This window comes from Pseudomonas sp. FW305-3-2-15-C-LB1 (assembly GCF_058787615.1).
In genome coordinates, this window is the sequence record NZ_JBYSZX010000010.1 from 153,078 (window position 1) to 177,874 (window position 24,797).

The 24,797-nt window shown below is 60.7% G+C and carries 25 protein-coding genes and 1 pseudogene; 13 read left to right on the plus strand and 13 right to left on the minus strand.

Features of this window, described 5'->3' with window-relative positions:
- Positions 1-141 precede the first annotated feature (141 nt).
- Complete coding sequence (locus tag AC3WP7_RS20060) at positions 142-471, plus strand: YXWGXW repeat-containing protein (RefSeq protein ID WP_071489038.1); 330 nt, start codon at positions 142-144, stop codon at positions 469-471.
- A gap of 25 nt (positions 472-496) precedes the next feature.
- Here AC3WP7_RS20060 and AC3WP7_RS20065 read toward each other — a convergent pair whose 3' ends face one another.
- From AC3WP7_RS20065 to AC3WP7_RS20075, 3 genes are all read right to left on the minus strand, one after another.
- Positions 497-841, minus strand: coding sequence for a hypothetical protein (locus tag AC3WP7_RS20065; RefSeq protein ID WP_071489039.1), 345 nt, complete (start codon positions 839-841; stop codon positions 497-499).
- Between the two features lie 101 nt (positions 842-942).
- Entirely contained in the window at positions 943-1,338 is a 396-nt protein-coding gene (locus AC3WP7_RS20070) for a type II toxin-antitoxin system VapC family toxin (RefSeq protein WP_092247496.1), read from the minus strand.
- A complete protein-coding gene (locus AC3WP7_RS20075; protein ID WP_093126441.1) occupies positions 1,335-1,592 on the minus strand; it encodes an AbrB/MazE/SpoVT family DNA-binding domain-containing protein in 258 nt (85 codons plus the stop codon). The genes AC3WP7_RS20070 and AC3WP7_RS20075 overlap by 4 nt, the downstream gene beginning before the upstream one ends.
- A 145-nt stretch (positions 1,593-1,737) precedes the next feature.
- Here AC3WP7_RS20075 and AC3WP7_RS20080 point away from each other — a divergent pair, with 145 nt between their 5' ends.
- On the plus strand, positions 1,738-2,130 hold the full coding sequence (locus tag AC3WP7_RS20080; RefSeq protein WP_093126445.1) for a RidA family protein: 393 nt from the start codon (positions 1,738-1,740) through the stop codon (positions 2,128-2,130).
- 1 nt (position 2,131) lies between these two features.
- On the opposite strand, the gene ppnN is transcribed toward AC3WP7_RS20080, so the two are convergent.
- Both ppnN and AC3WP7_RS20090 read right to left on the minus strand, forming a co-directional pair.
- Complete coding sequence (gene ppnN, locus AC3WP7_RS20085) at positions 2,132-3,505, minus strand: nucleotide 5'-monophosphate nucleosidase PpnN (protein WP_025856956.1); 1,374 nt, start codon at positions 3,503-3,505, stop codon at positions 2,132-2,134.
- Between the two features lie 150 nt (positions 3,506-3,655).
- Positions 3,656-4,480 (minus strand): aspartyl/asparaginyl beta-hydroxylase domain-containing protein, encoded by an 825-nt coding sequence (locus AC3WP7_RS20090; protein WP_092247505.1) that lies wholly within the window; start codon positions 4,478-4,480, stop codon positions 3,656-3,658.
- A 311-nt stretch (positions 4,481-4,791) separates the two neighbouring features.
- Between AC3WP7_RS20090 and fabV the strand changes: the two genes are divergently transcribed.
- The gene (gene fabV, locus AC3WP7_RS20095) at positions 4,792-5,985 is read left to right on the plus strand and encodes an enoyl-ACP reductase FabV (protein ID WP_092247508.1); all 1,194 of its coding nucleotides are present in this window, start codon (positions 4,792-4,794) and stop codon (positions 5,983-5,985) included.
- A 69-nt stretch (positions 5,986-6,054) separates the two neighbouring features.
- Here the strand turns inward: fabV and AC3WP7_RS20100 are convergent, their stop codons facing one another.
- A complete protein-coding gene (locus tag AC3WP7_RS20100; RefSeq protein WP_102593039.1) occupies positions 6,055-7,278 on the minus strand; it encodes an anthrax toxin-like adenylyl cyclase domain-containing protein in 1,224 nt (407 codons plus the stop codon).
- A gap of 295 nt (positions 7,279-7,573) precedes the next feature.
- On the opposite strand from AC3WP7_RS20100, the pseudogene AC3WP7_RS20105 reads away from it, so the two are divergent.
- Positions 7,574-7,944, plus strand: a pseudogene (locus AC3WP7_RS20105) (HAD family hydrolase).
- Here AC3WP7_RS20105 and AC3WP7_RS20110 read toward each other — a convergent pair.
- Positions 7,941-8,846, minus strand: a complete 906-nt coding sequence (locus AC3WP7_RS20110; RefSeq protein ID WP_071489046.1) for a LysR family transcriptional regulator — start codon at positions 8,844-8,846, stop codon at positions 7,941-7,943. The pseudogene AC3WP7_RS20105 and the gene AC3WP7_RS20110 sit on opposite strands and share 4 nt — an antisense overlap.
- Positions 8,847-8,947: 101 nt before the next feature.
- On the opposite strand from AC3WP7_RS20110, the gene AC3WP7_RS20115 reads away from it, so the two are divergent.
- Positions 8,948-10,126, plus strand: coding sequence for an aspartate aminotransferase family protein (locus AC3WP7_RS20115; protein WP_071489047.1), 1,179 nt, complete (start codon positions 8,948-8,950; stop codon positions 10,124-10,126).
- Here the strand turns inward: AC3WP7_RS20115 and punR are convergent.
- Entirely contained in the window at positions 10,098-11,021 is a 924-nt protein-coding gene (gene punR / locus AC3WP7_RS20120; protein WP_092247516.1) for a DNA-binding transcriptional activator PunR, read from the minus strand. The genes AC3WP7_RS20115 and punR overlap by 29 nt on opposite strands.
- Before the next feature lie 122 nt (positions 11,022-11,143).
- Here punR and punC point away from each other — a divergent pair, with 122 nt between their 5' ends.
- Positions 11,144-12,328 carry a purine nucleoside transporter PunC gene (punC, locus tag AC3WP7_RS20125; RefSeq protein WP_093126461.1) on the plus strand — a complete coding sequence of 395 codons (1,185 nt, stop codon included), beginning with the start codon at positions 11,144-11,146 and terminating at the stop codon, positions 12,326-12,328.
- On the opposite strand, the gene AC3WP7_RS20130 is transcribed toward punC, so the two are convergent.
- Positions 12,325-13,158: a nucleoside-binding protein gene (locus tag AC3WP7_RS20130; protein WP_102593038.1), complete on the minus strand. Its 834-nt coding sequence runs from the start codon at positions 13,156-13,158 to the stop codon at positions 12,325-12,327. The two genes, punC and AC3WP7_RS20130, sit on opposite strands and share 4 nt — an antisense overlap.
- Before the next feature lie 158 nt (positions 13,159-13,316).
- On the opposite strand from AC3WP7_RS20130, the gene AC3WP7_RS20135 reads away from it, so the two are divergent.
- The gene (locus tag AC3WP7_RS20135; RefSeq protein ID WP_092247648.1) at positions 13,317-14,819 is read left to right on the plus strand and encodes a nucleobase:cation symporter-2 family protein; all 1,503 of its coding nucleotides are present in this window, start codon (positions 13,317-13,319) and stop codon (positions 14,817-14,819) included.
- 115 nt (positions 14,820-14,934) lie between these two features.
- Here AC3WP7_RS20135 and AC3WP7_RS20140 read toward each other — a convergent pair whose 3' ends face one another.
- Both AC3WP7_RS20140 and AC3WP7_RS20145 read right to left on the minus strand, forming a co-directional pair.
- Positions 14,935-15,867 (minus strand): proline iminopeptidase-family hydrolase, encoded by a 933-nt coding sequence (locus tag AC3WP7_RS20140; RefSeq protein ID WP_092247523.1) that lies wholly within the window; start codon positions 15,865-15,867, stop codon positions 14,935-14,937.
- 92 nt (positions 15,868-15,959) lie between these two features.
- A complete protein-coding gene (locus AC3WP7_RS20145; RefSeq protein ID WP_071489052.1) occupies positions 15,960-16,724 on the minus strand; it encodes a LuxR family transcriptional regulator in 765 nt (254 codons plus the stop codon).
- 182 nt (positions 16,725-16,906) lie between these two features.
- Between AC3WP7_RS20145 and AC3WP7_RS20150 the strand changes: the two genes are divergently transcribed.
- Genes AC3WP7_RS20150 through AC3WP7_RS20175 form a run of 6 tightly spaced genes read left to right on the plus strand, consistent with a single transcriptional unit; the run spans position 16,907 to position 23,070 of the window.
- Positions 16,907-17,794: a proline iminopeptidase-family hydrolase gene (locus tag AC3WP7_RS20150; protein WP_071489053.1), complete on the plus strand. Its 888-nt coding sequence runs from the start codon at positions 16,907-16,909 to the stop codon at positions 17,792-17,794.
- Positions 17,795-17,797: 3 nt separating this feature from the next.
- Entirely contained in the window at positions 17,798-18,745 is a 948-nt protein-coding gene (locus tag AC3WP7_RS20155; protein ID WP_092247532.1) for an ABC transporter permease, read from the plus strand.
- A complete protein-coding gene (locus tag AC3WP7_RS20160; RefSeq protein ID WP_092247535.1) occupies positions 18,742-19,599 on the plus strand; it encodes an ABC transporter permease in 858 nt (285 codons plus the stop codon). Before AC3WP7_RS20155 ends, AC3WP7_RS20160 begins: the two co-directional genes overlap by 4 nt.
- Positions 19,596-20,552 carry an ABC transporter ATP-binding protein gene (locus AC3WP7_RS20165; RefSeq protein ID WP_092247538.1) on the plus strand — a complete coding sequence of 319 codons (957 nt, stop codon included), beginning with the start codon at positions 19,596-19,598 and terminating at the stop codon, positions 20,550-20,552. The genes AC3WP7_RS20160 and AC3WP7_RS20165 overlap by 4 nt, the downstream gene beginning before the upstream one ends.
- Positions 20,549-21,520: an ABC transporter ATP-binding protein gene (locus tag AC3WP7_RS20170; RefSeq protein WP_102593037.1), complete on the plus strand. Its 972-nt coding sequence runs from the start codon at positions 20,549-20,551 to the stop codon at positions 21,518-21,520. The genes AC3WP7_RS20165 and AC3WP7_RS20170 overlap by 4 nt, the downstream gene beginning before the upstream one ends.
- Before the next feature lie 35 nt (positions 21,521-21,555).
- Positions 21,556-23,070: an ABC transporter substrate-binding protein gene (locus AC3WP7_RS20175; RefSeq protein ID WP_092247541.1), complete on the plus strand. Its 1,515-nt coding sequence runs from the start codon at positions 21,556-21,558 to the stop codon at positions 23,068-23,070.
- A gap of 128 nt (positions 23,071-23,198) precedes the next feature.
- Here the strand turns inward: AC3WP7_RS20175 and AC3WP7_RS20180 are convergent, their stop codons facing one another.
- Together AC3WP7_RS20180 and mupP are read right to left on the minus strand one after the other, a co-directional pair.
- Positions 23,199-23,939: a YciK family oxidoreductase gene (locus AC3WP7_RS20180; protein ID WP_071496681.1), complete on the minus strand. Its 741-nt coding sequence runs from the start codon at positions 23,937-23,939 to the stop codon at positions 23,199-23,201.
- Between the two features lie 185 nt (positions 23,940-24,124).
- Positions 24,125-24,796 carry an N-acetylmuramic acid 6-phosphate phosphatase MupP gene (mupP, locus tag AC3WP7_RS20185; RefSeq protein ID WP_058424511.1) on the minus strand — a complete coding sequence of 224 codons (672 nt, stop codon included), beginning with the start codon at positions 24,794-24,796 and terminating at the stop codon, positions 24,125-24,127.
- Between the last annotated feature and the right edge of the window lies 1 nt (position 24,797).

The window sequence follows — 24,797 nt, forward strand, 5'->3', positions numbered from 1 at the left end:
TGAACGCAACGCCCTCAGGTTCAGCAACCTGACAGACGCCACCTGTTAAAAATACTCCAGAGCCAAGCAGGAGCGAGGCTGCAACAAGGGGGCATTTTCTAGCGGTGCAGGTACTGGGCGTCAGCGTCCGAGGGTTTTTCTATGTGGCTACGTTATGGGGCATTGGCGGCCATGGTCGTCGCGGCATCCGGGTGTGTTCAAGAGCGCGTCGTGCATGAGCGCAGGCCGGTGCAACATGAGTATGTGGAAGTCATCGCGCCGCAACCGCCGCCGGTGCAGGTGATCGAAGTCGAGCCACCCGTACGCTACGGCTATATATGGTCGCGTGGTTATTGGCGCTGGGACGGCGGGCGATATGTGGCTGTACATGGTCACTGGGAGCCGGTACGCGAAGGCTATCGCTACGTGCATCCGCATTGGGTGCAGCGTAATGACGGGTATCACTGGCAGGGTGGTGGCTGGGTTCGCTGAGCCCAGGTTTCATTGGCCAGTAGCGTTAGATCGGCTTGTGGGTACCCAGCAGCCGAACCTCTCGCAACAATGCGGCACCGAGTTGGTCGGTGCCCAGTTCCCGATAGCCCACGGCCTTGACCTCGCCGTTTTCCTCCGCCTGGATGAGGATCACCGGGGTTTCCTTGCCGGTGGTTTCGTCGATATGCATCGCGTATTGGGGAATATCCAGCTTGATCGGCGTCCCCGCCGCCTGGCCTTTCACATTGATCAGGAAGGCGGCGCAACCGCTGTCGACATCCGCACTGGTGGCGGAGCGGCCGCTGACGAAGCAGGTTTTTGGCAGATCGGGCCAGGTGATGGCATCGGCCAGGGCGAGAGTGGGAGCCATAGCCAGGGCTGCGAGTAGAAACGTGCGCACGTCGGTCTTTCTCTCGATCAAGGTAAAAAACGGTTTGTATCAAAGCCCGCCCGCTGCCGCAATGCTGCGGTTCAGGCCAGTCGCTTCATGCCTGTGGTCTTGATCGCATTGAGGTCGAAGGTTGCCGTGTACTCGCAACCAGCGGCATGGGCGCAGCGCTCGATCAGGCAGTCTGCAAAGTCAGCCTTGTTCGCCACAAACTTGCGCAGCGCCTGCCAGATGATCTCGGCATGTTCTACGGTCAATTCGCGGGTGCGCAGCAGGGTCTCCAGTACCATCACCACATCACTTTTGGCCGACTGGTAGCAGCTTTGCAATACCCACACCAACTCCACAATGGAAACCAGGCTGATAAAGCCCGGCGAGGCCGTGGTCAATGATTCGATCAGATCGGATGCCTTGGCGGATTGAACGGGATCATCCTGGGTGATGTAGCGCACCAGCACATTGGTATCCAGCCCGATCATCCGGCTTTTGCCCCCTGCGCTGCGATGGCCTGGTTCATCTCTTCGATGGAGACGGCCCTGGCGGAGCTGCGGATCAACCCTTTGAGGTCATGCACCGTTTTGCTCGCGGCAATGATGGAAAACTGCCCATCTTCCATTTCTACGAATTCAACCCGATCCCCTGTTTCCAGGCCGAGGGCAGTCCTGACCTGGACAGGAATGGTGATTTGACCTTTTGAGGTGAGTGTAGCGATAGCCATGTTGAAGATCTCCATCGTGATATTCCTTACCTTAGGGTAAGGAATGACAGAGGACAATATCCGTTGGTCCATAGGGTGCTCATCTGGTGTGGGTTAGTCGGAACAGGTAAAACACTAGTCCCAACTGTGCCCGCCTGCCGGGCTTAAAGAGATACAAGCCATGACCGACCGCCAGCTCATCATCCCTCCCTCCATGCACTCAATCGTCGAGCGCGCCGGCTACGTGCCCGCGGTCAAGGTGGGCAAGACGTTGTACTGCGCCGGTCAGGTCGGGCGTACGGCTGCATTGGCGGTGATCGAGGACCCCGAGGCGCAATTCGTCGCGGCCTGGGAGAATCTGCGGCAGGTGCTGGAAGAGGCCGGTTGCACCTTCGACGATGTGGTGGACATGACCACTTATCACGTCGATATGAGCCAGCACATGGCGGTTTTCCGTGAAGTGAAAAACCGCCTGTTTCCACGTGGGCATTGCGCCTGGACCACAATCGGGGTGTCCGAACTGGCGCACCCCGGCCTGCTGGTGGAAATCAAATGTGTGGCGGTACAGCGCTAGCTTATTGCACCACGCGGTAGCAGGGCACATACGCCGCGCCGCCCGGCAACTTCATGCGGTGCTGGGCGACGAAGGCCTGTAGCAACTCATCCAGCGGTTTCATGATGGCCGGGTCGCCGTGGATCTCATACGGGCCGTTCTGCTCGATCAGGCGGATGCCCTTGTCCTTCACGTTACCCGCCACGATCCCCGAGAACGCGCGGCGCAGGTTGGCGGCGAGTTCGTGGGGCGGCAGGGCGTGGCTCAATTGCAGGCTGGCCATGTTTTCGTGGGTGGGGTCGAAAGGGCGCTGGAAGCCTTCGTCGATCTTCAGCAGCCAGTTGAAGTGGAAGGCGTCGTTGCGCTCGCGACGGAACTGCTTCACCGCCTTGAGGCCAGCGGTCATCTGGCGCGCCACTTCGGCGGGGTCGTCGATGATGATCTGGTAGTGTGCCTGCGCCGCTTCGCCCAGGGTGGCGCCGACGAATGCGTGCAACTGCTGCAGGTACGGCGCGGCGTGTTTCGGCCCGGTGAGGATGACCGGGAACGGCAGGTCGCGGTTGTCCGGGTGCATCAGGATGCCCAGCAGGTACAGGAACTCTTCGGCCGTGCCGGCGCCGCCAGGGAAGATGATGATGCCATGGCCTACACGCACGAAGGCTTCCAGGCGTTTTTCGATGTCCGGCAGGATCACCAGCTCATTGACGATCGGGTTCGGCGCTTCGGCAGCGATGATGCCCGGTTCGGTCAGGCCCAAGTAGCGCCCGCCGGTAATCCGCTGCTTGGCGTGGGAAATGGTCGCGCCTTTCATCGGACCTTTCATCACGCCAGGGCCGCAACCGGTGCACACGTCAAGGCTGCGCAGCCCCAGTTCATGGCCGACTTTCTTGGTGTATTTGTATTCTTCGGTATTGATCGAGTGCCCGCCCCAGCACACCACGATCTTCGGTTCGACACCCGGGCGCAGCGTACGGGCGTTGCGCAGCAGGTGGAACACGTAGTCGGTGATGCCCTGGGAGTTGCTCAGGTCGATGCGCTGGCTGTCCAACTCGTTCTCGGTGTAGACGATATCGCGCAGGGCGCTGAACAGCATCTCACGGGTGCTGGCGATCATTTCGCCATCGACGAAGGCGTCTGCCGGAGCGTTCAGCAGTTCAAGGCGCACGCCGCGGTCCTGTTGGTGGATGCGCACTTCAAAATCTTTGTAGGCGTCGAGGATGGTCTTGGCATTGTCGATGTGCGCGCCGGTGTTGAGGATCGCCAGGGCGCATTGGCGGAACAGGGTGTAGATGCTGCCGGTACCGGCTTCGCTCAGTTGCTGGACTTCACGTTGAGACAGGGTTTCGAGGCTGCCCTTGGGGCTGACGGAGGCATTGATGACTTGACGTTGGGGCATTCTGATTCCTTGAAAGCGCAGCCACCGCACCGGCAAGGGGCCGCGATGGCTTGAGAATGATGGGCGCCGAATTCGGTCGCACGAGACGGTTATTTACCTCAGGCGCAAGGCCCAGCGCAAATACCGTCCAGCACCATCATGCCGCAGAACTCACTGAATCAGCTTCCAGTTTTTGTAGAAAACCCGACGCAGGGTAAAGGCCATCCCGGCAAACCCAGCGATCACGGCGTTGAGCACCCGGGGCACCGGGGTCGGCCGCACGATATCGATAAACAGGCAGTAACGCTTGGCATCGTTTTTGTTGAAAGACGCGTGCATCAGCGTGTCATCGAAAATAAACAGCGGGTCGTCATGCCAGTAGTGTTTGTGCTGGCCCACCTGGATGTAGACGCCCTCGTGATGCGGTGCCGGGGCCATGTTGTACAGCACGCGGAACATCATGCGCAGCGGGCCGAAGTGGAAGGAGGTCGAGCGGTTTTCGTTGAACACTGACACGCCGATGGTCTTCACGAACGGCAGTTTTTCGCGCAGTCTCGGAATGTCCAGGGCGGTCTCGATGGGCTGGCCATACCACTGGAAGAACAGCATGCCGCGTTTCTTTTCGGCCATGCGCTCATCCAGGTAGCCGATGATTTCGTCCTTGTGGGCCATGGCATCGTTGATCACCTGTTGCAGGTCTTCACGCCAGGCGGGTGGCAGGTCGGCCATCTTGTAGACGTGGCGGTTAGGCGAACTCAACAGGTCGAACAGGGTGTTGAACGGGGCCAGCAGCCAGGTGTTGCGGCCACTGCCGATAAAGTACTTCTTGATCGTCGTGCGGTCGTACAGCCCATTGCGCAAAAAGTCGTAGACACCACACACCAGCACCAGGCCCAGGAACACCAGGGTGGTGACCGGGAAGCAATAAATAACCAGCAGCACGCCGAAGATCCAGGCGGTCGAGACTATTTTCTTGCGGTTGACACTCGCACTCATGAAGCTCAACTCCAGCGGGGAAGGTGCACGAGTTCCAGTCCTCTGGGCATCGCGAGATGCGGAGGCATGAAACATTATGAAACAATGTCCTTATGATAGGGCTTTCTCCGGCCGCCAGGCGTTTTAAATATTGCGAAATTGTGAAGGCTTTACACAGTTTTTAACCCCGGCAGCGCTGTGTGGAGTGGATTTTGTAAACAGAAGATTTGCGACTATCGTGACGCTTCGGTTTTTTGGACGTCATAGACCGGTACGATTGAAGTTGAATGGCCACCACTGGCCTTCGGCACCTTGGAAGAGGCAGAAATTTTATGATCATCAAACCGCGGGTTCGTGGCTTCATCTGTGTGACCGCTCACCCTGTTGGCTGTGAAGCGAACGTCAAGGAACAGATCGACTACGTGACCCAACACGGCGTCATCGAAGGCGGCCCGAAAAAGGTGCTGGTCCTCGGTGCTTCCACCGGCTACGGCCTGGCCGCGCGCATCAGTGCCGCGTTTGGTTGTGGCGCCGACACCCTGGGCGTGTTTTTTGAGAAAGAAGGCGAAGAAGGCAAGCTGAGCTCCGCCGGCTGGTACAACAGCGCCGCGTTCGAGAAGTTTGCCGTCGAAAAAGGCCTGTACGCCAAGAGCATCAACGGCGACGCGTTTTCCGACGAGATCAAGCGCCTGACCATCGAAACCATCAAGAAAGACCTCGGCAAAATCGACCTGGTCGTCTACAGCCTGGCCGCGCCTCGCCGTACCGACCCGCAAGGCGTGGTGCACAACTCCACCCTCAAGCCGATCGGCAAGGCCGTGACCCTGCGTGGCATCAACACCGACAAAGGCGTTGTGGTCGACACCACCCTGGAGCCAGCGACCCGGGAAGAAATCGACGGCACCGTCAAAGTCATGGGTGGCGAAGACTGGCAGCTGTGGATCGACGCCCTGCGTGACGCCGACGTCCTGGCCGAAGGCGCCAAGACCACTGCGTTCACCTACCTTGGCGAGAAGCTGACCCAGGACATCTACTGGAACGGCTCCATCGGCGAAGCCAAGAAAGACCTCGACAAGAAAGTCCTGACCCTGCGCGACAACCTCGCCGCGCTCAAGGGCGACGCCCGCGTGTCGGTGCTTAAGGCCGTGGTCACCCAGGCCAGCTCCGCTATCCCGATCATGCCGCTGTACCTGTCGCTGCTGTTCAAAGTGATGAAAGAACAGGGCACCCACGAAGGTTGCATCGAGCAGGTTTATGGCCTGTTCAAGGACAGCCTGTACGGCAAGGAGCCGAAGCTCGACGCCGACGGCCGCCTGCGTGCCGACCTGGCCGAACTGGAACCGAAAGTCCAGGACGCCGTGGCGGCCCTGTGGAACCAGGTCACCGACGAAAACGTCAACGAGATCAGCGATTTCGCCGGCTATAAGGCTGAGTTTCTGCGTTTGTTCGGCTTTGAAATCGACGGCGTGGACTACGAGGCTGACGTGAATCCTACCGTGAAGATTAACGGTCTGATCTCGGCGTAACGATCTGGGCCGACAGCAGTCTCCATAACCCTATTATGAGGCTGCTGTTTTGTTGGCGCCCCGGCGTGTTCAGCCTTGGTTGAACCGCCTTTGGGCTTTGACGAAGTCAGAACGCCTGATGCTCACTATTTCTTTTTCCCAAAGCGGATTCACCGGAGCGTGATAGCCGCTGTCCTTGGCTGTTTTGACCAGCTCCGCCATGTCTCGGCTGTCGTTGATCATGCAGATTTCATCGAACCGTCCCAGTCTGACTGGCAGAAAGAAAGTTGCCGGGTAGTTGGCCTCGACGTCCGTCGCCGGGCTGCCGGAGTCCGCATTGTGGTGTACCACCCGCTCTCCGTTACCGACCAATTGATGATTGATCAACGCTATCATCTGCTTTATCCGTGGCGTGGCGTTACCCAAGTCGGGGTCTTCCTTTTGATAGAAACGGGCGGCGCTTTCATAGTCTGCACGCAGCGCTTCGGGCAACTGAAAACAGCCATCGACTGGGTGTCGATGCCTGTAGCTGTCGATCCGTTGTGTGAAAACACTGTGCGCTACATCGGGCACCGGGATTGTATCCTGGGGGCCAAAATCGCTGATGTGAGGCGCCACCATGTGCAGGTCATAATCGGCGGTCAACGCCTTGCCACCGACGTGTTTCGCCAGAACTTCAACCGGTACTCCCTTATGGGTGATGAGGTAGCTGTCTTCTGACGCAGATGTGCGTCTACCTTCAAATGCATACTGCTGTTGACTGGGCCCTTGGGCACTGAAACGCAGTGCTTCTTCGTGGGGCCTTGTTGCCAACTGGGTAATGTGCCCGAGTTTTATCAGTTCGCCGATACGCTCGCCCGAGATTTCCAAGGGGACCGCAACGGCGTGCCCGTCGCGAATGCATGCCTGGATTTGCTCATTGGCGCTGGTCACTTTTGCTGGGGCGTCCTCCTTGAATTTTTCAAGCTTGCTGAACGCCTGGTTTGTACAGATCAGGCCAGCTTGCGGTCCCCAGTTGGCACTTTTTCCTTTGATATGAAAGTCCTTGGTGGGATGACCGGCCGCTATCAACCCGGTAGCCACGGTTTCTACAGGGCGTACGCCAATGATGGAATTGGTGGCCGCTGCGATGTTCTGCAGGGGAACAAGGTGGCTCGGTACTATTCCCGTCTGCTCCTTGACGCGTTCAAATGCGTCGATGACCGAGCTGTTCGCCGCTTGGACGGTGCCGCTCGACTGAGTGGCTTGAGCGCCCAGCAGTGTGTGCAGGCTTAGCGCGGAAGGTGAAATGACAGGGGAGATGATGTCGCTCATTGAGTTGCTCCAAGTCATGTTATATCGGCATGTTGGATGATTCCTTTCGGAACAGCGCATTCCCTCGATTACACAGAGCGACACTAGAGACATTTTGTGCGCGGGGGGGGAAAGAAGTACTACAGGCTGTATGAAGCCGATCTGCAACGGAAGGTTCAGGCCTGAATGCATGGGAGTTGCAGCGATATCTGTTGTGCGTGAGCCGGAAAATTATCGGAGCGGTCCTACGCCTGCTTACTTGCCGACGCAGGTCACCGGTGTGAGACAGATGCAGCACATTAATTGGGAGGTGCGTATGACAATTCGTGCAGTGGTCTTTGATTCGGCGGTGTCCTGTTTGATTGGAGCCCGCAGCACCTGTACCGCAAGCGGATTGCCGATGATCACGAGCGACAATGGTTTCTCGACCACATCTGCACCCAGGCCTGGAACACCGAGCAGGACGCCGGTCGCTCCCTGGCCGAAGGCACCCGCAGCCTGATCTACCACGCCCGCCTCAGCCAGGTACGGGCCCAGTTGCCGGATATCCAGCCCTCTGAAGTGGTGTTTATCGATGACGTTGCCGGCAATATCGAAGCGGCCATCGCTCTGGGCTGGCAGCGGACTCACCATGTGTCTGCCGCGCGCACGGCGGCGCAGTTGCGTGAGTTGGGCGTGGGCTTCTAGCGCGCCCACTTTTCCATGGCGAAATCCACGAAGGCGCGCAGCTTGGGCAGGCGATAACGGTCCTGGCCGTAGAGCAGATGCATGGGGCGACTGGGCAGTCGATAGGTGGTCAACAAGGCCACCAGTTTGCCGCTCTCCAGGTCCGGTTGTACCAGGGCATCGGCCAGCATGATGATGCCCATGCCGTTGACGGCTGCCTGGCGCAACCCTTGCGAGCTGTTGATGGTCAATGAGCCGGACACCGGCACTTCCACCTCGCCGCTATCGTCGGTCATGCGCCAGAGTTTTTCGGTGTCGCGCCAATTGTCATTTGCCGGGTAGGCGAACGCCAGGCAGTCATGCTGCCTGAGGTCCTCGGGTGTCGAAGGCGTGCCGCGTCGCGCCAGGTAAGCAGGTGACGCGCAGAGGGTGAGGGTGTAGTCCTGCATGGGCCGTGCGATGAGGCTCGATGTTTCCAGTTCACCAAGACGTATCGCCACGTCGAAGCCGCTGTCGACCAAGTCCATCCGCTCATTGCTCAACACCACGTACAGGTTGATCAGCGGGTAGCGCCGGGAAAATTCGCTCAAGGCCGGTGTAAGGCGTTCGGTGCCGAATACGGGGGGCGCGGTGATGCGCAGGGTGCCCTTGGGGACATCGCTATGGGCTTGTTCGGCCAGTTGCTCGGAGTCGGCCACCAAGCCCAGCACTTCCAGGCAGCGCTGGTAATACTGCCCGCCGAATTCCGTGAGGCTCTGTTTGCGCGTGGTGCGCTTGAGCAGGCTGACGCCAAGGCGTTGTTCCAGCGCGCGCAAGTGGTTGCCGACCATGGTGGTCGACATCCCGCAGGCTTGGGCTGCGGCGGTCATGCTGCCAGTCTCGACCACCTTCACGTACACCGACATTGCCTGGAACAGATCCATTATCAAGCCCTTGTTTAAAGTCATTGCAGGAATGTGCAGTTTATCCAGCTCAGGTGGCTAACGATACTGAAGCCATCACAACGATGCACTGGAGCCGCACCATGACCGCTGCCTGCTTGATGACCACTTACCAACCCCTGGCGCTGAGCTTTACCCGCGGCCTGGGCACGCGCCTGTGGGACCAGCAGGGCCGTGAATACCTGGATGCGGTGGCCGGTGTGGCGGTGACCAATGTCGGCCATTCGCACCCCAGGTTGGTGACGGCCATCAGCGAGCAGGCTGGCTTGTTGTTGCATACCTCCAACCTCTACAGCATCGACTGGCAACAACGGCTGGCCCAACGCCTGACTCAACTGTCTGGCCTCGACCGGGCCTTCTTCAACAACTCCGGTGCCGAGGCCAACGAAACAGCGCTGAAACTGGCGCGGCTGCATGGCTGGAAAAAAGGCATTGAAGAACCGTTGGTGGTGGTGATGGAAAATGCTTTTCACGGCCGTACGCTCGGCACCATGGCTGCCAGTGACGGGCCGTCGGTACGCCTGGGTTTCCAGCGCTTGCCGGGGGACTTTCTCAAGGTGGGCTTTGGCGATCTGGCTGCGCTTGAGGCAATCACCCAGACGTTTGGCGCGCGGATCGCCGCGGTCCTGCTGGAACCGATCCAGGGTGAAAGCGGCGTACTGCCGGCACCACCGGGCTACCTGAAAGCCCTGCGTGATCACTGCACCCGCCATGGCTGGTTGATGATGCTCGATGAAATCCAGACCGGCATTGGGCGCACCGGCGCCTGGTTTGCCTTCCAGCATGAAGGCATCGTCCCGGACGTGATGACCCTGGCCAAGGGCCTCGGCAACGGCGTACCCATCGGCGCCTGCCTGGCGCGGGCCGGTGTGGCCCAGTTGTTTACGCCGGGCAGCCATGGCAGCACCTTCGGCGGCAACCCGTTGGCGTGTCGCGTGGGGTGCACCGTGCTGGACATTATCGAAGAACAAGGTTTGCTGCAGAACGCGGCGCTACAGGGCGAGCGCTTGCTGGCGCGGTTGCGGGTGGAACTGGGTGAGCACCCGCACGTCCTGGCGATTCGTGGGCAGGGGTTGATGATCGGGATCGAACTGGCGAGCCCTTATCGTGACCTGGCCCAGCGCGCGGCCCAGGAACACGGCCTGCTGATCAACGTGACGCGGGGCAAGGTCATTCGGCTGCTGCCGCCGCTGACCCTGGCTGCCAAGGAGGTCGAGATGATCGTGCGGGCCATTACCCGGCTACTGGATCAGGCCCGTTGAGCCATTCCTGGTTCAGGGTTTCGGTATCGCCCAGATACTCCAGCAGCCAGGCCATGGCCGGGGACAGCTTGTCCTGTGCCCAGGCCACACACGACGGGCTGGCAGGAAACGGCCGGCTCAATTGCAGCGCCACTAATTCCCCGCGCTCGATCCACGGTAGCACCTGATGCGCCGGCGCCATGCCGACGCACAGGCCGTCACGCAAGCAATCGAGGGCCGATGACCAGTTCGGCACCACCAGCCGACGCTGGTTATCCAGGGTCCAGGTGTCGCGTTTGGGCAGGTTGCGCGATGTATCGGTCATGCACAACGAAGCGAAGGGCCTCAGTTGATCGTCACTCAGCAAGCCTTCGACGCGGGCCAACGGGTGACGCGCACTGACCACACACAGCCAATTCAACAACCCCATGTCGCGAAAGGTGAAGCGGCTGGCCACCGGCACCGCGCTGGTGGCGCCGATCACAATGTCGGTGCGCTCATCCGCCAGGGCATCCCACACGCCGTTGTACACCTCGTATTCCAGCAACAGCTCGACCTCGGGAAACTGCCGGTAGAAATCAATGACCAACTGCCGGCAGCGCTGGGGTTTGACGATGGAATCCACCGCCACCTTCAACTGGCCACTCCAGCCGTTGGCCACTTGCTGGCAAAGGCGTCGGGTGCCGAGCATTTTTTTCATCACGCCACGGGCTTCGTCGATAAACAGCCGGCCGGCCGGCGTCAGCTCGACGTCCCGGTGGCGCCGCACAAACAACGGCACTGCCAGCCATTCCTCGATCTGACGCACCGTATAGCTGATGGCCGACGGCACCCGGTGCAGTTCCTGGGCAGCTGCGCTGAAGCTGCCATGACGCGCGACTGCATCGACAACGTCCAGCGAATATTCGGACCACATGGCGTTTGCCTTCAAATTTATTGATAAGAGTATCCAATTATTATCGCTTCACAGCAAAACTGTCAGCTTCATAATGGGCGGCAGTCAGCAAATAGTTTGATGGCAGGATCAACAAGGCTTCAATGAAAAATTCTTTTGGTTTCACTGGGTATCTGGCGGGGCTGAGCATGCTCGGTTACCTCGCCATGGACATGTATTTACCGGCGTTCGGCGCCATGGGCGAGCACTTGCAGATTGGCGCCGGTGCAGTAGGCGCCAGCTTGAGCATCTTCCTCGCCGGCTTTGCGGTCGGGCAGTTGTTATGGGGGCCGTTGTCCGACCGCCTGGGGCGCAAGCCGATCCTGCTCGCCGGGCTGAGCCTGTTTGTGCTCGGTTGTGCGGGCATGTTCTGGGTCGAAACGGCGCCTCAGTTGCTGGCATTGCGTTTTATCCAAGCCATTGGCGTATGCGCCGCCGCCGTCAGTTGGCAGGCCCTGGTGATCGACCGCTACCCGGCCGACAAGGCCCATCGCGTGTTCGCCAGCATCATGCCGCTGATGTCGTTGTCACCGGCTTTAGCGCCGCTGTTGGGCGCGATGGTGCTGAGTCACTTCGGCTGGCAGGCGATCTTCGGCGTATTGCTGGGTGTGTCGTTGTTGCTGTTGTTGCCGACGTTGTTCCTGCGTACTGCGCAGAAACGTCAGGCCGCGAAGGGCGAACCTTCGCGCCTGGGTTATGGACAGTTACTGACGTCTCGCGTGTTTACCGGCAATGTCATGATTTTTGCCGCGTGCTCGGCCAGTTTCTTCGCCTGGCTGACGGCGTCGCCCTTCATCCTGGGCGGCATGGGCTACAGTCCGAATGACATCGGCCTGAGCTACGTGCTGCCGACCTTGGCGTTTCTGGTCGGCGGCTACAGCTGCCGCAGCGCCTTGCAACACTTCCAGGGCAAGACGCTGTTGCCGTGGCTGCTGCTGGCGTATTGCATCAGCATGGTGGCGTTGTACCTGGTCGCGACCTTGACCGTGCCGAGCCTTACCACCTTGCTGATTCCGTTCTGCCTGATGGCGCTGTGCAACGGTGCCAGTTACCCCATCGTCGTGGCGAACGCGCTGATGCCGTTTGCGCAAAACTCCGGCAAGGCGGCGGCGCTGCAAAATACGCTGCAATTGGGCCTGTGCTTTCTCAGCAGCCTGCTGGTGTCGTCAATGATTGACCAGCCACTGCTGATTACCGTGATTGTGATGCTGGCGACCGCGCCGCTGGCCGTGCTGGGGTACTGGCTGGCGCGGCCCAAGGCCGAGGATTCGGAACTGGCAGCCGCCTAGAACGTCACTTCCAGGTTCACTGTCGGCGTCGATGTGCGGCTACCCCGGCCGCCATCCACGCCGAATTTGTTATGCCAATACTCGTAACCCACCCCCAGGTACAGGTTCGGCTTGACGCTTTTGCCCGGTCGCACCGCCACCATCAGCGCGGTGCGCATCAGGGCTTCCGGCGCGGTGTCGCGACCGTGATAGTCCTCGCCTTTTTCCCCGACATAATTCATGAAACCCTGGAATTTCGCCGCATGATTGGCAATCTCGAACGGGCGCATCCACGTCAGGTTGAGCATGTAGGTATCGTCGAACGTGTGGTTCGACTCCTGCGCGCCGGGGATGCCGGTGTGGTTCTTTTCCTTGTAGTACAGCAGGCTCAGGTCCAGCACGCCGACGGTGTTGAACTTCAAGGTCGGGCCGATCACCAGGGCGCGCTTCCTGGCTGAGGCGAAGTTGTTGTTGCGGTTGGCATCGAACCCCAACGTCAGCGCGTAATCCTTGACCAGGCCAGTGCCCAGCGGCACATCGAACACCCGTGATGCATACAACTGGTGACGGTACACCGCATACACCTCGCTCCCGCCATGATCCGTACCCTTGCGCGGGTCGCGGCTGTCGGACAGGAATACATCGAGGTTGAGGAAATTGCTGCCGTACCGGTAGCCGCTGGCGTGGGTAAAACTGTAGATGCGCTTGCTGAATTCGTCGGGGTTGTTCGGGTTGGTGAACTGCTGGCCGTAGCGAAACCCTACGCTGTTGTTCATCCATTCCACCGCGACGGCCTCCCCGCCGCCGAGGAGGGTGAGTGCGACGGTTGCGCCCTGTAGTGCCTTTTTCATTGTTATGGGTCCTTTGGCGTTCTGGCTCATCACGGCCGGATTGTTTTTGTAACGCCGACGGAGGGTAACTTGTTCGATTGATTGTATACAACTCTATGGACATCCAGTCCAAACATTGCATACAGTGGCCGCACAACAAAAACAGAGAACCCCTCACCATGACTATCCCGAAGGCGTCACCGCAGCGGCCAGAAGATGAGAATCTCGGCGTCGCCGCCAACATGGCTTACGGCCTGCAACATGTGCTCACCATGTACGGCGGCATCGTCGCGGTACCGTTGATCGTCGGCCAGGCGGCGGGTTTGTCGCCGGCGGATATCGGCCTGCTGATCGCCGCGTCGTTGTTCGCCGGTGGCCTGGCCACGCTGTTGCAGACCCTGGGCCTGCCGTTTTTTGGTTGTCAGTTGCCGCTGGTGCAGGGCGTGTCGTTCGCCGGTGTGGCAACCATGGTGGCGATTGTCGGCAGTGATGGCGCCGGTGGTGTGCCGGCGATTCTTGGCGCGGTAATGGCCGCGTCGTTTATCGGATTATTGATAACCCCGGTGTTCTCGCGGATCACCAAGTTTTTCCCGCCGTTGGTAACGGGCATTGTGATCACCACCATCGGCCTGACCCTGATGCCCGTTGCCGCGCGCTGGGCCATGGGCGGCAACAGCCGCGCCGCCGATTTCGGCAGCATGTCCAATATCGGCCTGGCGGCGTTGACCCTTGTGCTGGTGTTGCTGCTGAGCAAGATAGGCAGCGCGACCATCTCGCGCTTGTCGATCCTGCTGGCGATGGTGATCGGCACCGTGATTGCGGTGTTCCTTGGCATGGCCGACTTCTCCGGCGTGACCCAGGGGCCGATGTTCGGTTTCCCCACACCCTTCCATTTCGGCATGCCCACCTTCCATGTGGCCGCGATCATTTCCATGTGCATCGTGGTGATGGTGACCCTGGTCGAGACCTCGGCGGATATTCTGGCGGTGGGTGAAATCATCGACACCAAAGTCGATTCCAAGCGTCTGGGCAACGGCCTGCGTGCCGATATGCTGTCGAGTATGTTCGCGCCGATCTTCGGTTCGTTCACCCAGAGCGCCTTCGCCCAGAACGTCGGGCTGGTGGCGGTGACCGGGGTCAAGAGCCGCTTCGTGGTGGCCACGGGCGGGCTGTTCCTGGTGATCCTCGGTTTGTTGCCCTTCATGGGCCGGGTCATCGCGGCGGTGCCCACTTCAGTGCTGGGCGGGGCCGGGATTGTGCTGTTCGGCACCGTGGCGGCCAGTGGTATCCGCACCTTGTCCAAGGTGGATTACCGCAACAACATGAACCTGATCATCGTGGCCACGTCCATCGGTTTTGGCATGATCCCGATTGCGGCACCGAGCTTCTACGACCACTTCCCGAGCTGGTTCGCGACCATTTTCCACTCGGGGATCAGCTCGTCGGCAATCATGGCGATCCTGCTGAACCTGGCGTTCAACCATTTCACCGCCGGCAATTCGGACCAGCAGTCGGTTTTCGTGGCGGGGACCGAACGCAGCCTGTGCTTTCGCGATGTGTCGGAACTGCGTGATGGGGATTACTTCAAGGGCGGCAAGTTGTTTGATGCCGAGGGCAGGGAGATCCCGTTGGTGGCGGAAGTGCCTAGGAAGGTCACCAAACCCGAGGCTAGCGAGGCCTGAATGTGGGAGGGGGCTTGCCCCCGATGACGGTGTATCAACTGAGTGATTGGCGCCTGACACACCGCTATCGGGGGCAAGCCCCCTCCCACAATTGGAATGCATCCAGCTTGAGCATTCAGCCGGCCTTGAGCACTTTGTATTGTGCTGAACACACCTCATCCAGAAACTTCACCACAGTCCCCATGCACGCCTGGCGTTCTTCCACATGGGGCATGTGGCTGGAGTCTTCAAACAGCGCCCAGCGCACATCCGCAATTTCGTCCAGGAACGGCTTGACCACCAGCGGCGTGGCCTCGTCGTGGCGACCTGAGATCACCAGCGTCGGTACGTTGATCGCCGACAGGCGGCCAGTGGACTTCCAGTCTTTCAAGCTGCCGATCACATGGAATTCGGTCGGGCCGCTCATGGCGTGGTACACCGTCGGGTCTGCATCGACCGCGGCGAAGGTGCGCGCCACTTCCTCGGGCCAAGGGATGACCCGGCATACGTGATGGTCATAGAACACCCGCGACGCGGCGAGGTATTCCGGATCCTGGTAGTTGCCGACGGCTTCGTGCTTGAGCAGGGTTTCATGCACGCCTTCAGGTAACAATTTGCGCAGGCGGTTGGCTTCGCTGACCCAGGTGCGCATGCAGGTCGGCGAGTTGGCCGGGATGAACGCGCGCAGGCCCTTGGGTTGCAGGATCGCGTGTTCACTGCCGAGCATGCCGCCCCAGGACTGGCCGAGGATCGCGTAGTTATCGCTGATCTGCAGGTGGTCCAGCAGGTTGTCGAGTTCTTCGAGGAACAGGCCCACGGTCCAGAAGGACGGGTCTTTGTCGGGCAGATGGGTGGAGCGGCCGTTGCCCAACTGGTCGTAGTGGATCACCGCGTGACCGCTGGCGGCGACGTCCTTGAACGCGTCAACATAATCATGGGTGCATCCGGGGCCGCCGTGGATAACCACCAGGGGCGTGCGACCGCTCGACAAGTCACCGGTGACGCGGTACCAGGTTTGGTAGGCGCCAAACGCCGCATACCCTTCGCGGATTTTTTCGATGAATTCCATTTCGTACCCTGCTCTGAAAAAAGGATCAGGGACACGATAATGCGTGGCAGAAATTTAGGTAACTAGCAAAACAGCTAGGTTTTGCCGGGGGGTCAGTCTTCCAGCAACCGGTAATGGGTGGCGCGCACTACCGCCTGCACGCGGTTCTTGGCCCCCAGCTTGTGCATGGCCGAGGCCAGGTGCAGGGTGACCACCGCCAGCGAACGGCTCAATTGCGTGGCAATTTCGGCCGCAGTCAGGCCTTCGGCGGCCCATTTGAGGCACTCACGTTCGCGTTTGGTCAGGTGGATATGCGGGTAAGTGCGCAGCTCTTTGCTGAACAGTGGGTAGGCCGCTTCCTGCAAGGCATGGGAAATCAGGCTGAAGTCCGACAAGGTCTGCTGCGCATCCTTCAACACGCTGCGGGCGTTGCCGGTGCGCAGGCCGGTCAGCGAGGCGAAGCCGCCACGGGGCAGGTGGATCGGCACGCTGACGCCGCAGGTCAATTGCTGGTCATGCAGGTAGGATGAAACCGGCGCGTGGCAGGGATCGATGATCTTTTGCAGGGGGGTGTCGGCCTTGACGTCGTAGGACCACACGAACGGCGACACCCGGCTCAGAGCCAGGTGTTGCACCGGATCGATCTGGTAGAACCCTTCGCTGCACCACAAGGCATGCCAGTCGGCCGGGGTGTTGCGCAGTTGCAGCACCGAGGGGGTGATCAATGCGCCATCCTGGTCGATCGGCACCGGGGTGTAGTCGTACACCAAGGCGTCGAAGCCCAACTGTTGGGCAAGGATAAAGGTGTTGTCCATCTGCTCGTCCAGGCTCCTGCCCGGCATCAGACGGTGATTTAAGGCAGTCAGCTTGGCCAGCATCCGTTCTGCTCCCGATTTCATTTGAATCTCGACTTGCGGCAAGTAGAATGCCACGCCCCGGCGAAGGACTGCCAGGCCAAACCTATAAGAAATACTAGGTTATGGACGCGCGGCATCCTCGGTAGTGTTGGCCGATCAACGGCCGCTACCTGCCAGGCCGATACAACACAAGGAATGTATGCATGTGGCGTGAAATTGCCCCCGACCAGCAGTACAACGTGCAAGTCGATGGCCATAACCTCGTGGTCTACAGCTTCGGCGAAGGCGATGAGGTGCTGCTGTGCCTCAACGGCGGGCCGGGCCTGCCGTGTGACTACTTGCGCGACGCCCATGGCTGGCTCAAGGAGCATAACCTGCGAGTGGTTGCATTCGACCAGCTTGGCACGGGCGCATCAGCCAGACCCACCGATGTTTCGCTGTGGGAAATCCGCCGTTATGTCGAAGAAGTCGAAACCGTGCGCCAGGCCCTGGGCCTGGGCCGCGTGCATTTGCTCGGGCATTCCTGGGGCGGCTGGCTCGGCATCGAATACGCGATCCATTACCCCGACGCGCTGAAAAGCCTGATCCTCGAAAACACCGTGGGCGACATTCCGCACCTGTCCCAGGAACTGGAGCGCCTGCGCGGCGCCCTCGGCAGCGAAACCGTGGCGATGATGCAACGTCACGAAGCCATGGGTACCCTCGACCACCCGCAGTACCAGGCCGCGATTACCTTGCTCAACTATCGCCACGTGTGCCGGCTGGACGAGTGGCCTGCACCGGTCAGACGCTCTCTCGACGACTGGAACATGGGCCCTTACGAAACCATGCAGGGTCCCAACGAGTTTCTCTACATCGGCAACCTCAAGGACTGGAACCGCCTCCCCGAGATGGCCGCGTTCAAGATGCCGATCCTGATCACCACCGGCCAGCACGACGAACTCACCCCGGCCTGCGCCATGCGCATGAAAATGGCGGCCCGGCACGCCGAATTGCATGTGTTCCCCAACAGCAGCCATATGCCGTTTTATGAAGAGCCCCAGGCATATTTCCCGGTGCTGCTGGACTTCCTCTCGCGTCACCGAGGCTGACGGATGAACCTGGCGCGCTACCGTTTTGTGCTGTCCCGGCCGCTGCAGTTGCTGCCGGTGCTGTTTGGCATCAGCCTGATCACCTTTGTGCTGGTGCGCTCGATCCCTGGCGACCCGGCGCGCGCCTTGCTGGGCTCGCGCAGCACGCCGGATGCCTTGCTGAAGATCCGCGCCCAGTACGGCCTCGACCAGCCGTTGTGGCAGCAATACTTCTACTTCCTGAAAAACCTGCTCAAGGGCGACCTCGGCCAATCGCTGCTGTACAAGGTCGACGCCCTCAAGCTGATTGTCACGCGCATCGAGCCCACCCTGGTGCTGGTACTGGGCAGCGTGGTGCTGGCGCTGCTGATCGCGGTGCCGCTGGCGACCTGGGCCGCACGCAACAAGGGCGGCTGGGCGGACAACCTGATCCGCGTGTTCACCACGGTTGGCCTGGGCATGCCGGCGTTCTGGCTGGGCTTGATGCTGATCCTGTTGCTGAGTGTGCAGTGGGGCTTGTTTCCGGTGTCCGGCTACGGCCGCACCTGGCTGGACAAGGCGCATCACATGGTGCTGCCGTGCCTGACGATTGCCCTGGCGTTATCGGCGGTGCTGGTGCGCAACCTGCGGGCGAGCATGTTGATGGAGTTGCAGGCCGATCACGTGACCGCGGCCCGCGCCCGTGGGCTGTCGGAAACCGCCGTTTTTCGTCGGCATGTGTTGCCAAATTCCCTGGTGCCGGCGGTCAACCTGCTGGCGGTGAACATCGGCTGGCTGATCAGCGGCACGGTGGTGATCGAAAGCCTGTTCGCCATTCCCGGTATCGGCCAATTGCTGGTGCGCGGCATTTTCACCCGCGATTACATGGTGGTGCAGGGCGTGGCCATGGTGCTGGCCTGTGCGACGGTGGTGGTCAACTTCATCGCTGACGTGGTGACGGTGGCCCTCGATCCACGGGTGAAGATGCAATGAGCAGCCGCCCGTTGATTGCCCCGTGGCGCTTGCGCCTGCGTTTCGGTTTGCGCAATGGTCGGCTGACGGCGGCGTGGGGCCTGTTGATCCTGCTGGTGTGGCTGGCGCTTGCGCTGTTTGCGCCGTGGATTGCACCGTATGACCCGATTGCGCAGAACCCTGATTTCAGTTTGCTCGCTCCAAGCCTTATGCATCCGTTTGGCACGGATAACTACGGAAGAGACATCCTTTCGAGGGTGATCTGGGGCGCGCGCATCGACCTGCAACTGGCCATTGTCGGGGTGATCTTCCCTTTCATGATCGGCACCTTCATCGGTGCGGTCTCGGGCTATATCGGCGGGCGCTTCGACAGCGTTTGCATGCGCGTGATCGACGTGATCCTGGCGTTTCCCTTCCTGGTGCTGATGCTCGCGATCATGGCCATCCTCGGGCCGGGCTTGAAGAGTTTCTACATCGCCATGGCGCTGGTGGGCTGGGTGTCGTATGCGCGGCTGATCCGCTCGCAGATCCTGGTGCTCAAGGAAAGCGAGTTTGCCCTGGCCGCCAAGAGCCTGGGCTTTGGCCACGGGCGCATTCTGTTCCGGCATCTGCTGCCCAATGCGATGTTCGGCTCGATTGTGTTTTCCATGTCTGACGCGGTGCTGGTGCTGCTCAATGGCGCCGCCGTTAGCTATCTGGGCCTGGGCGTGCAACCGCCGACCGCCGAGTGGGGCACCATGGTGGCCGAGGGGCAGGCCTTTATCACCACGGCCTGGTGGATCTGCACCTTTCCGGGGCTGGCCATCGTGACCCTGGCCATGGGCTTCAGCCTGCTGGCCGATGGCGTGGCGCAAGTGTTGGGGGACCGCTCATGAGCCTGCTGCAAGTGCGCGACCTCAGTGTCATCGCCAACAATGCGGGGCGCGATGTAACCCTGGTCGAGCGGGTGTCGTTCGATCTGGCCGAAGGCGAAATCCTCGGCCTGGTAGGGGAAAGCGGCTCGGGCAAGACCATGGCCTGCCGTGGCCTGATGCGCCTGCTGCCATCGCCCAGCCTGCGCGTGCAAGGCGGCTCGGTGCGGCTGGCCGGCCAGGACCTGTTGGCATTGGATGACGCTGGCATGCGCGCTGTGCGCGGCGGCCAACTGGGCATGATTTTCCAGAACCCCAGCAGCCACCTTGATCCGCTGATGCGTATCGGCGAGCAGATTGCCGAGGGCATCCGCCTGCATCAAGGCGCGTCGAAAAAAGACGCGCGATTGCAGGCCATCGACGTGTTGCGCCAGGTTGGCATCCCCGATCCCCAGGCGCGGGTCGACAACTACCCCCACGAGTTTTCCGGCGGCATGCGCCAGCGTGCAATGATCGCCGTGGCGCTGGGCTGCAACCCTAAAGTGTTGATCGCCGACGAACCCACCACCGCCCTGGATGTGACGGTGCAGGCGCAAATCCTGCGGCTGTTGATGGAATTGCGCGACCAGCGCGGCCTGTCGATCATCATGATTACCCATGATCTCGGCGTGGTGGCGCAAACCTGTGATTCCATCGCCGTGATGTACGCCGGGCGGCTGTGCGAGCACGGCAGCAAATACGACTTGCTGGCTCGACCGCAGCATCCCTACACCGCCGGCCTGATCGATTGCCAGCCCGCCCACAGCAGCGGTCACGCCTTGCTGCGCACGATCCCCGGGCAACCGCCGTTGCTGGATGCATTACCCGCCGGTTGCCGGTTCAACCCGCGTTGCCCGCAGGTTGGCGCGTTGTGCACCGAGGTGTTGCCGGACGGTGCTCGGGTCGCCTGTCATTACCCGTTGGGAGCGCAGCCATGAGCCTGTTGCAGATCAAGGACCTTGAGGTGAAGTTTGCCGCGTCCGGCACCGGCGTGTTCGGGTTGAACAAGCAGTGGGTGAGGGCAGTGAACGGCGTGTCGCTGAACCTGGCGGCGGGTGAAACCCTGGGGCTGGTGGGTGAGTCGGGCAGCGGCAAAAGCACCCTGGGCCGCGCCATCCTGCACCTCAACCCGATCAGCGCCGGCCAGGTGTTGTTTGACGGCATCGACATGGCCCATGGCAGCGCCATCGACATCACTCGTCTGCGGCATGAAACCGCAATGATCTTCCAGGACCCGTACGCTGCGTTGAACCCGCGCCACACCATCGGCGAAACCATTGCCGAGGTGCTGCGCGTGCAGCGCAAAGTCGCGCCAGAGCAGGTTGCAGCTCGTGTGAGTGAACTGCTCGACCTGGTCGGCCTGCGCCCCGAACTCGCCAGCCGCAAACCCGCCGCCCTCAGCGGTGGCCAGTGCCAGCGCGTCGGCATTGCCCGGGCGCTGGCGGTTGAGCCACGCCTGATCATCGCCGACGAGTGCGTGGCGGCGCTGGATGTGTCGATCCAGGGCCAGATCATCAACCTGCTGCTGGAACTGCAGCAGCGCATGAACCTGGCGATCCTGTTTATCGCCCATGACCTGGCCATCGTGCGCCGATTGTGTGACCGCGTGGCGGTGATGTACCTGGGCAAGATCGTCGAGGAAGGACCGGTGGAGGCGGTCTTCACGGCGCCACGTCATCCGTACACGGCGGCGTTGATCCAGGCGATTCCCGAGATCGATCCGCATCGGCCATTGCCGACAGAACCCTTGCCGGGTGAACCACCGAGCCCACTGAATCTGCCCACAGGCTGCGCCTTTCACCCGCGTTGCCGGCATGCCCGCACCCTGTGTTCCGTGGTGTTGCCGCCGACCCATTTCCTGCACGAGCATCGGTACAGTTGCGTGCTTGAAGAACCTTTGCTTTGACCCATCCCTGCCATTCATGAACAAGGAGTTATGACATGCAATCGCGCCACTTGAAGTTGCTCGCCGCCGCCACACTGACCGCCTGGTCGCTGACCGCCGGTTTCGCCCAGGCCGCCGGTGTCCTGACCATCGGCTGCCGTGAAGACAGCACCACGTTCGACCCGATCAAAAGCGCGCAAAACCGCGACACCTGGGTCTTCGCCAACGTCTACGACACCCTGGTACGCGTGGACAACCTGGGCACCAAGATGGAGCCGGGCCTGGCCGAAAGCTGGGATATCTCCAAGGACGGCCTGACTTACACCTTCAAACTGCGTGACGCGAAGTTCTCCGATGGCTCGGCCATTACCGCCGACGATGCGGCGTTCAGCCTGCTGCGTATCCGCGACAACAAGGCTTCGCTGTGGGCTGATCCGTTCAACTTGATCAACACGGCCAAGGCATCGGACCCGAAAACCCTGGTGGTCACGCTGAAAACCCCGGCCGTCGCCTTCCTCTCGCAACTGGCGTCGCCGACGGTGTCGATCCTGTCGGAAAAAGCCATGACCAAGATGGGCGAAGACGCCTACTCGGAAAACCCGGTGACGTCCGGCGCGTTTACCGTAGACGAGTGGCGCAAGGGCGATCGGGTGATCCTGAAGAAGAACCCGAACTTCTGGCAGGCCAGGAACGTGAGCCTGGATGGCGTGGAGTGGGTCTCCGTTACCGACGACAACACTCGCATGCGCATGGTGCAGAACAATGAGCTGGACACGGCGATCTTCGTACCGTTCTCGCGGGTTGAAGAGCTGAAGAAAGACAAGAACGTGGTGATCCACGCCGACCCGTCCACACGTGAAGATCACCTGCTGATCAACCACGCCCACGGGTTGCTGGCCAAGCCGGAAGTGCGCCAGGCGCTGGACATGGCCATCGACAAACAATCGCTGGTGAAGACCGCCACCTACGGTCAGGGCACTGTGGCCTATTCCTACATTCCAAAGGGCTCGCTGTACCACTACGCCAACAACCTGCAGCGCCCGTATGACCCCACCGCCGCCAGGAAGCTGCTGGAGCAGGCCGGTGCGAAGGACTTGAAGCTCAACTACGTGGTCAACGCCGGCAACGAAGCCGACGAGCAGATTGCGGTGATCATCAAGGACCAGCTAGCCAAGGTCGGCGTAACCGCCAACCTGCAAAAGGTCGATCCGACCCAGAGCTGGCAGATGCTGGTGGACGGTGAGTACGATATTTCGGTGATGTACTGGACCAACGACATCCTCGACCCGGACCAGAAGACCACCTTCGTGCTGGGCCACGACACCAACCAGAACTACATGACCCGCTACAGGAACGACAAGGTCAAGGACCTGGTGGCCCAGGCACGGATCGAGGCCGACCCGGTCAAGCGTGAGCAGATGTATGTGGAATTGCAGAAACTGGCGAAACAGGATGTGAACTGGATCGACTTGTACTACAGCCCTTACATCAACATCTCACGCAAGAATGTGAGCAACTTCCTGCAGAACCCATTGGGCCGCTTCACCCTTGAAGAAGTGGTGAAAAACTAAAGCACACTGCTGAAAAATGTGGGAGGGGGCTTGCCCCCGATTGCAGTGGATCAGTCAACAGATACAGTGACTGTCCCACCGCTATCGGGGGCAAGCCCCCTCCCACATTTGGTTTTACAATGTGCCGGTTATTGCGCGTCGAACGCCTGGCCGTTGATGCCGGCACTGTCCGGCCCCATCAGGTACAGGTACACCGGCATGATCTCTTCCGGCGCCGGCCGTTCCATCGGGTTTTCCCCCGGATACGCCTGGGCGCGCATGCTGGTGCGGGTGCCGCCGGGGTTGATGCTGTTCGAGCGAACCGCCGCTACATCTTCGAGCTCGTCCGCCAGGGTTTGCATCAGGCCCTCAGTCGCAAACTTCGACACGCCATAAGCTCCCCAATAGGCCCGGCCCTTGCGGCCGACGCTGCTGGAGGTGAACACCACCGAGGCATCCTTCGACAGCTTGAGCAGCGGCAACAAGGTACTGGTCAGCATGAACATCGCGTTGACGTTCACGTGCATCACCCGCATGAAGTTCTCGCCGGACAACTGTTCGAGCGGCGTACGCGGGCCGATGATCGAGGCGTTGTGCAGCAGGCCGTCGAGGTGGCCGAATTCTTTTTCGATCATTGCCGCCAGCTCATCGTATTGATGGGGCAGGGCGGTCTCCAGGTTGAAGGGGATCACCACCGGCTGTGGTTGGCCTGCGGCTTCGATTTCGTCATATACCTGGGCAAGGTTGGCTTCGGTCTTGCCCAACAACAGCACGGTAGCGCCGTGGGCGGCGTAGGTTTTCGCCGCCGCCGCGCCAATCCCGCGACCGGCGCCGGTGACCAGGATCACCCGGCCCTTGAGCAGTTCTGGACGTGCAGAGTAATCAAACATAAATAGCCTCGACAGAATTCAGCAGCTTTTGAACCCCAACTCCGAAAACACTGAAGATCCCCAGTGGGAGGGGGCTTGCCCCCGATGAGGGCCTATCAGTCCTAGAGGTGCGGGCTGGCACACCGCTATCGGGGGCGGGCCCCCTCCCACATTGGATCTTCATAGAGGGTGGGGGCGTTGAGTAATCAGCAACTGCACAGTGCGTTATCCAGCACCTTGCGCAGTTCCAGCGGGTGATCCACCACCACATCGGCACCCCAATGGCGTGGGTTGTCGTCCGGGTGGATGTAGCCGTAAGTGACCGCCGCCGTGCGGGTGCCGGCGTCGCGGCCGGACTCGATGTCGCGCAGGTCATCGCCCACGAACAGCACGCTGGCCGGGTCCAGGCCGAGCATCTTGCAGGCCAGGATCATCGGCTCCGGGTCCGGCTTGCTGTTTTTCACGTGGTCCGGGCAGATCAGCAGTGCCGAGCGTTCGGCCAGGCCGAGTTGCTGCATGATCGGCTCGGCAAAACGCAGGGGTTTGTTGGTGACCACGCCCCAGATCAGCTTGGCCTTCTCGATGTCTTCGAGCAGCTGCGCCATGCCGTCGAACAACTTGCTGTGGACCGCGCAGCCCTTGAGGTAGCGCTCGAGGAATTCCTGGCGCAGTTCTTCAAAGCCTGGGGATTCCGGGTCCATCGAGAAGGTCACCGCAACCATTGCCCGCGCACCGCCGGAGATTTCATCGCGGATGTGCTGGGGGTTGATCGGCGGCAGGTCGCGATCGGCGCGCATCGCCTGGCAGATCGCGATGAAGTCCGGCGCGGTATCCAGCAGGGTACCGTCCATATCGAAGAGAACCGCTCGCAACTTCACA

What these genes read in the sequence shown, in the direction of transcription:
- AC3WP7_RS20150 (WP_071489053.1), top strand. Translation starts at nt 16,907, where the DNA reads ATGTGGCGTGAAATTGCCCCCGACCAGCAGTACAACGTGCAAGTCGAT.
- fabV (WP_092247508.1), top strand. Translation starts at nt 4,792, where the DNA reads ATGATCATCAAACCGCGGGTTCGTGGCTTCATCTGTGTGACCGCTCAC.
- AC3WP7_RS20060 (WP_071489038.1), top strand. Translation starts at nt 142, where the DNA reads ATGTGGCTACGTTATGGGGCATTGGCGGCCATGGTCGTCGCGGCATCC.
- AC3WP7_RS20100 (WP_102593039.1), bottom strand. Translation starts at nt 7,278, where the DNA reads ATGAGCGACATCATCTCCCCTGTCATTTCACCTTCCGCGCTAAGCCTG.
- AC3WP7_RS20140 (WP_092247523.1), bottom strand. Translation starts at nt 15,867, where the DNA reads ATGGAATTCATCGAAAAAATCCGCGAAGGGTATGCGGCGTTTGGCGCC.
- AC3WP7_RS20170 (WP_102593037.1), top strand. Translation starts at nt 20,549, where the DNA reads ATGAGCCTGTTGCAGATCAAGGACCTTGAGGTGAAGTTTGCCGCGTCC.
- AC3WP7_RS20180 (WP_071496681.1), bottom strand. Translation starts at nt 23,939, where the DNA reads ATGTTTGATTACTCTGCACGTCCAGAACTGCTCAAGGGCCGGGTGATC.
- AC3WP7_RS20160 (WP_092247535.1), top strand. Translation starts at nt 18,742, where the DNA reads ATGAGCAGCCGCCCGTTGATTGCCCCGTGGCGCTTGCGCCTGCGTTTC.
- AC3WP7_RS20075 (WP_093126441.1), bottom strand. Translation starts at nt 1,592, where the DNA reads ATGGAGATCTTCAACATGGCTATCGCTACACTCACCTCAAAAGGTCAA.
- AC3WP7_RS20155 (WP_092247532.1), top strand. Translation starts at nt 17,798, where the DNA reads ATGAACCTGGCGCGCTACCGTTTTGTGCTGTCCCGGCCGCTGCAGTTG.
- punR (WP_092247516.1), bottom strand. Translation starts at nt 11,021, where the DNA reads ATGTGGTCCGAATATTCGCTGGACGTTGTCGATGCAGTCGCGCGTCAT.
- AC3WP7_RS20110 (WP_071489046.1), bottom strand. Translation starts at nt 8,846, where the DNA reads ATGGATCTGTTCCAGGCAATGTCGGTGTACGTGAAGGTGGTCGAGACT.
- AC3WP7_RS20065 (WP_071489039.1), bottom strand. Translation starts at nt 841, where the DNA reads ATGGCTCCCACTCTCGCCCTGGCCGATGCCATCACCTGGCCCGATCTG.
- AC3WP7_RS20070 (WP_092247496.1), bottom strand. Translation starts at nt 1,338, where the DNA reads ATGATCGGGCTGGATACCAATGTGCTGGTGCGCTACATCACCCAGGAT.
- AC3WP7_RS20175 (WP_092247541.1), top strand. Translation starts at nt 21,556, where the DNA reads ATGCAATCGCGCCACTTGAAGTTGCTCGCCGCCGCCACACTGACCGCC.
- AC3WP7_RS20165 (WP_092247538.1), top strand. Translation starts at nt 19,596, where the DNA reads ATGAGCCTGCTGCAAGTGCGCGACCTCAGTGTCATCGCCAACAATGCG.
- ppnN (WP_025856956.1), bottom strand. Translation starts at nt 3,505, where the DNA reads ATGCCCCAACGTCAAGTCATCAATGCCTCCGTCAGCCCCAAGGGCAGC.
- AC3WP7_RS20145 (WP_071489052.1), bottom strand. Translation starts at nt 16,724, where the DNA reads ATGCTGGCCAAGCTGACTGCCTTAAATCACCGTCTGATGCCGGGCAGG.
- AC3WP7_RS20130 (WP_102593038.1), bottom strand. Translation starts at nt 13,158, where the DNA reads ATGAAAAAGGCACTACAGGGCGCAACCGTCGCACTCACCCTCCTCGGC.
- AC3WP7_RS20090 (WP_092247505.1), bottom strand. Translation starts at nt 4,480, where the DNA reads ATGAGTGCGAGTGTCAACCGCAAGAAAATAGTCTCGACCGCCTGGATC.
- AC3WP7_RS20135 (WP_092247648.1), top strand. Translation starts at nt 13,317, where the DNA reads ATGACTATCCCGAAGGCGTCACCGCAGCGGCCAGAAGATGAGAATCTC.
- AC3WP7_RS20115 (WP_071489047.1), top strand. Translation starts at nt 8,948, where the DNA reads ATGACCGCTGCCTGCTTGATGACCACTTACCAACCCCTGGCGCTGAGC.
- AC3WP7_RS20080 (WP_093126445.1), top strand. Translation starts at nt 1,738, where the DNA reads ATGACCGACCGCCAGCTCATCATCCCTCCCTCCATGCACTCAATCGTC.
- punC (WP_093126461.1), top strand. Translation starts at nt 11,144, where the DNA reads ATGAAAAATTCTTTTGGTTTCACTGGGTATCTGGCGGGGCTGAGCATG.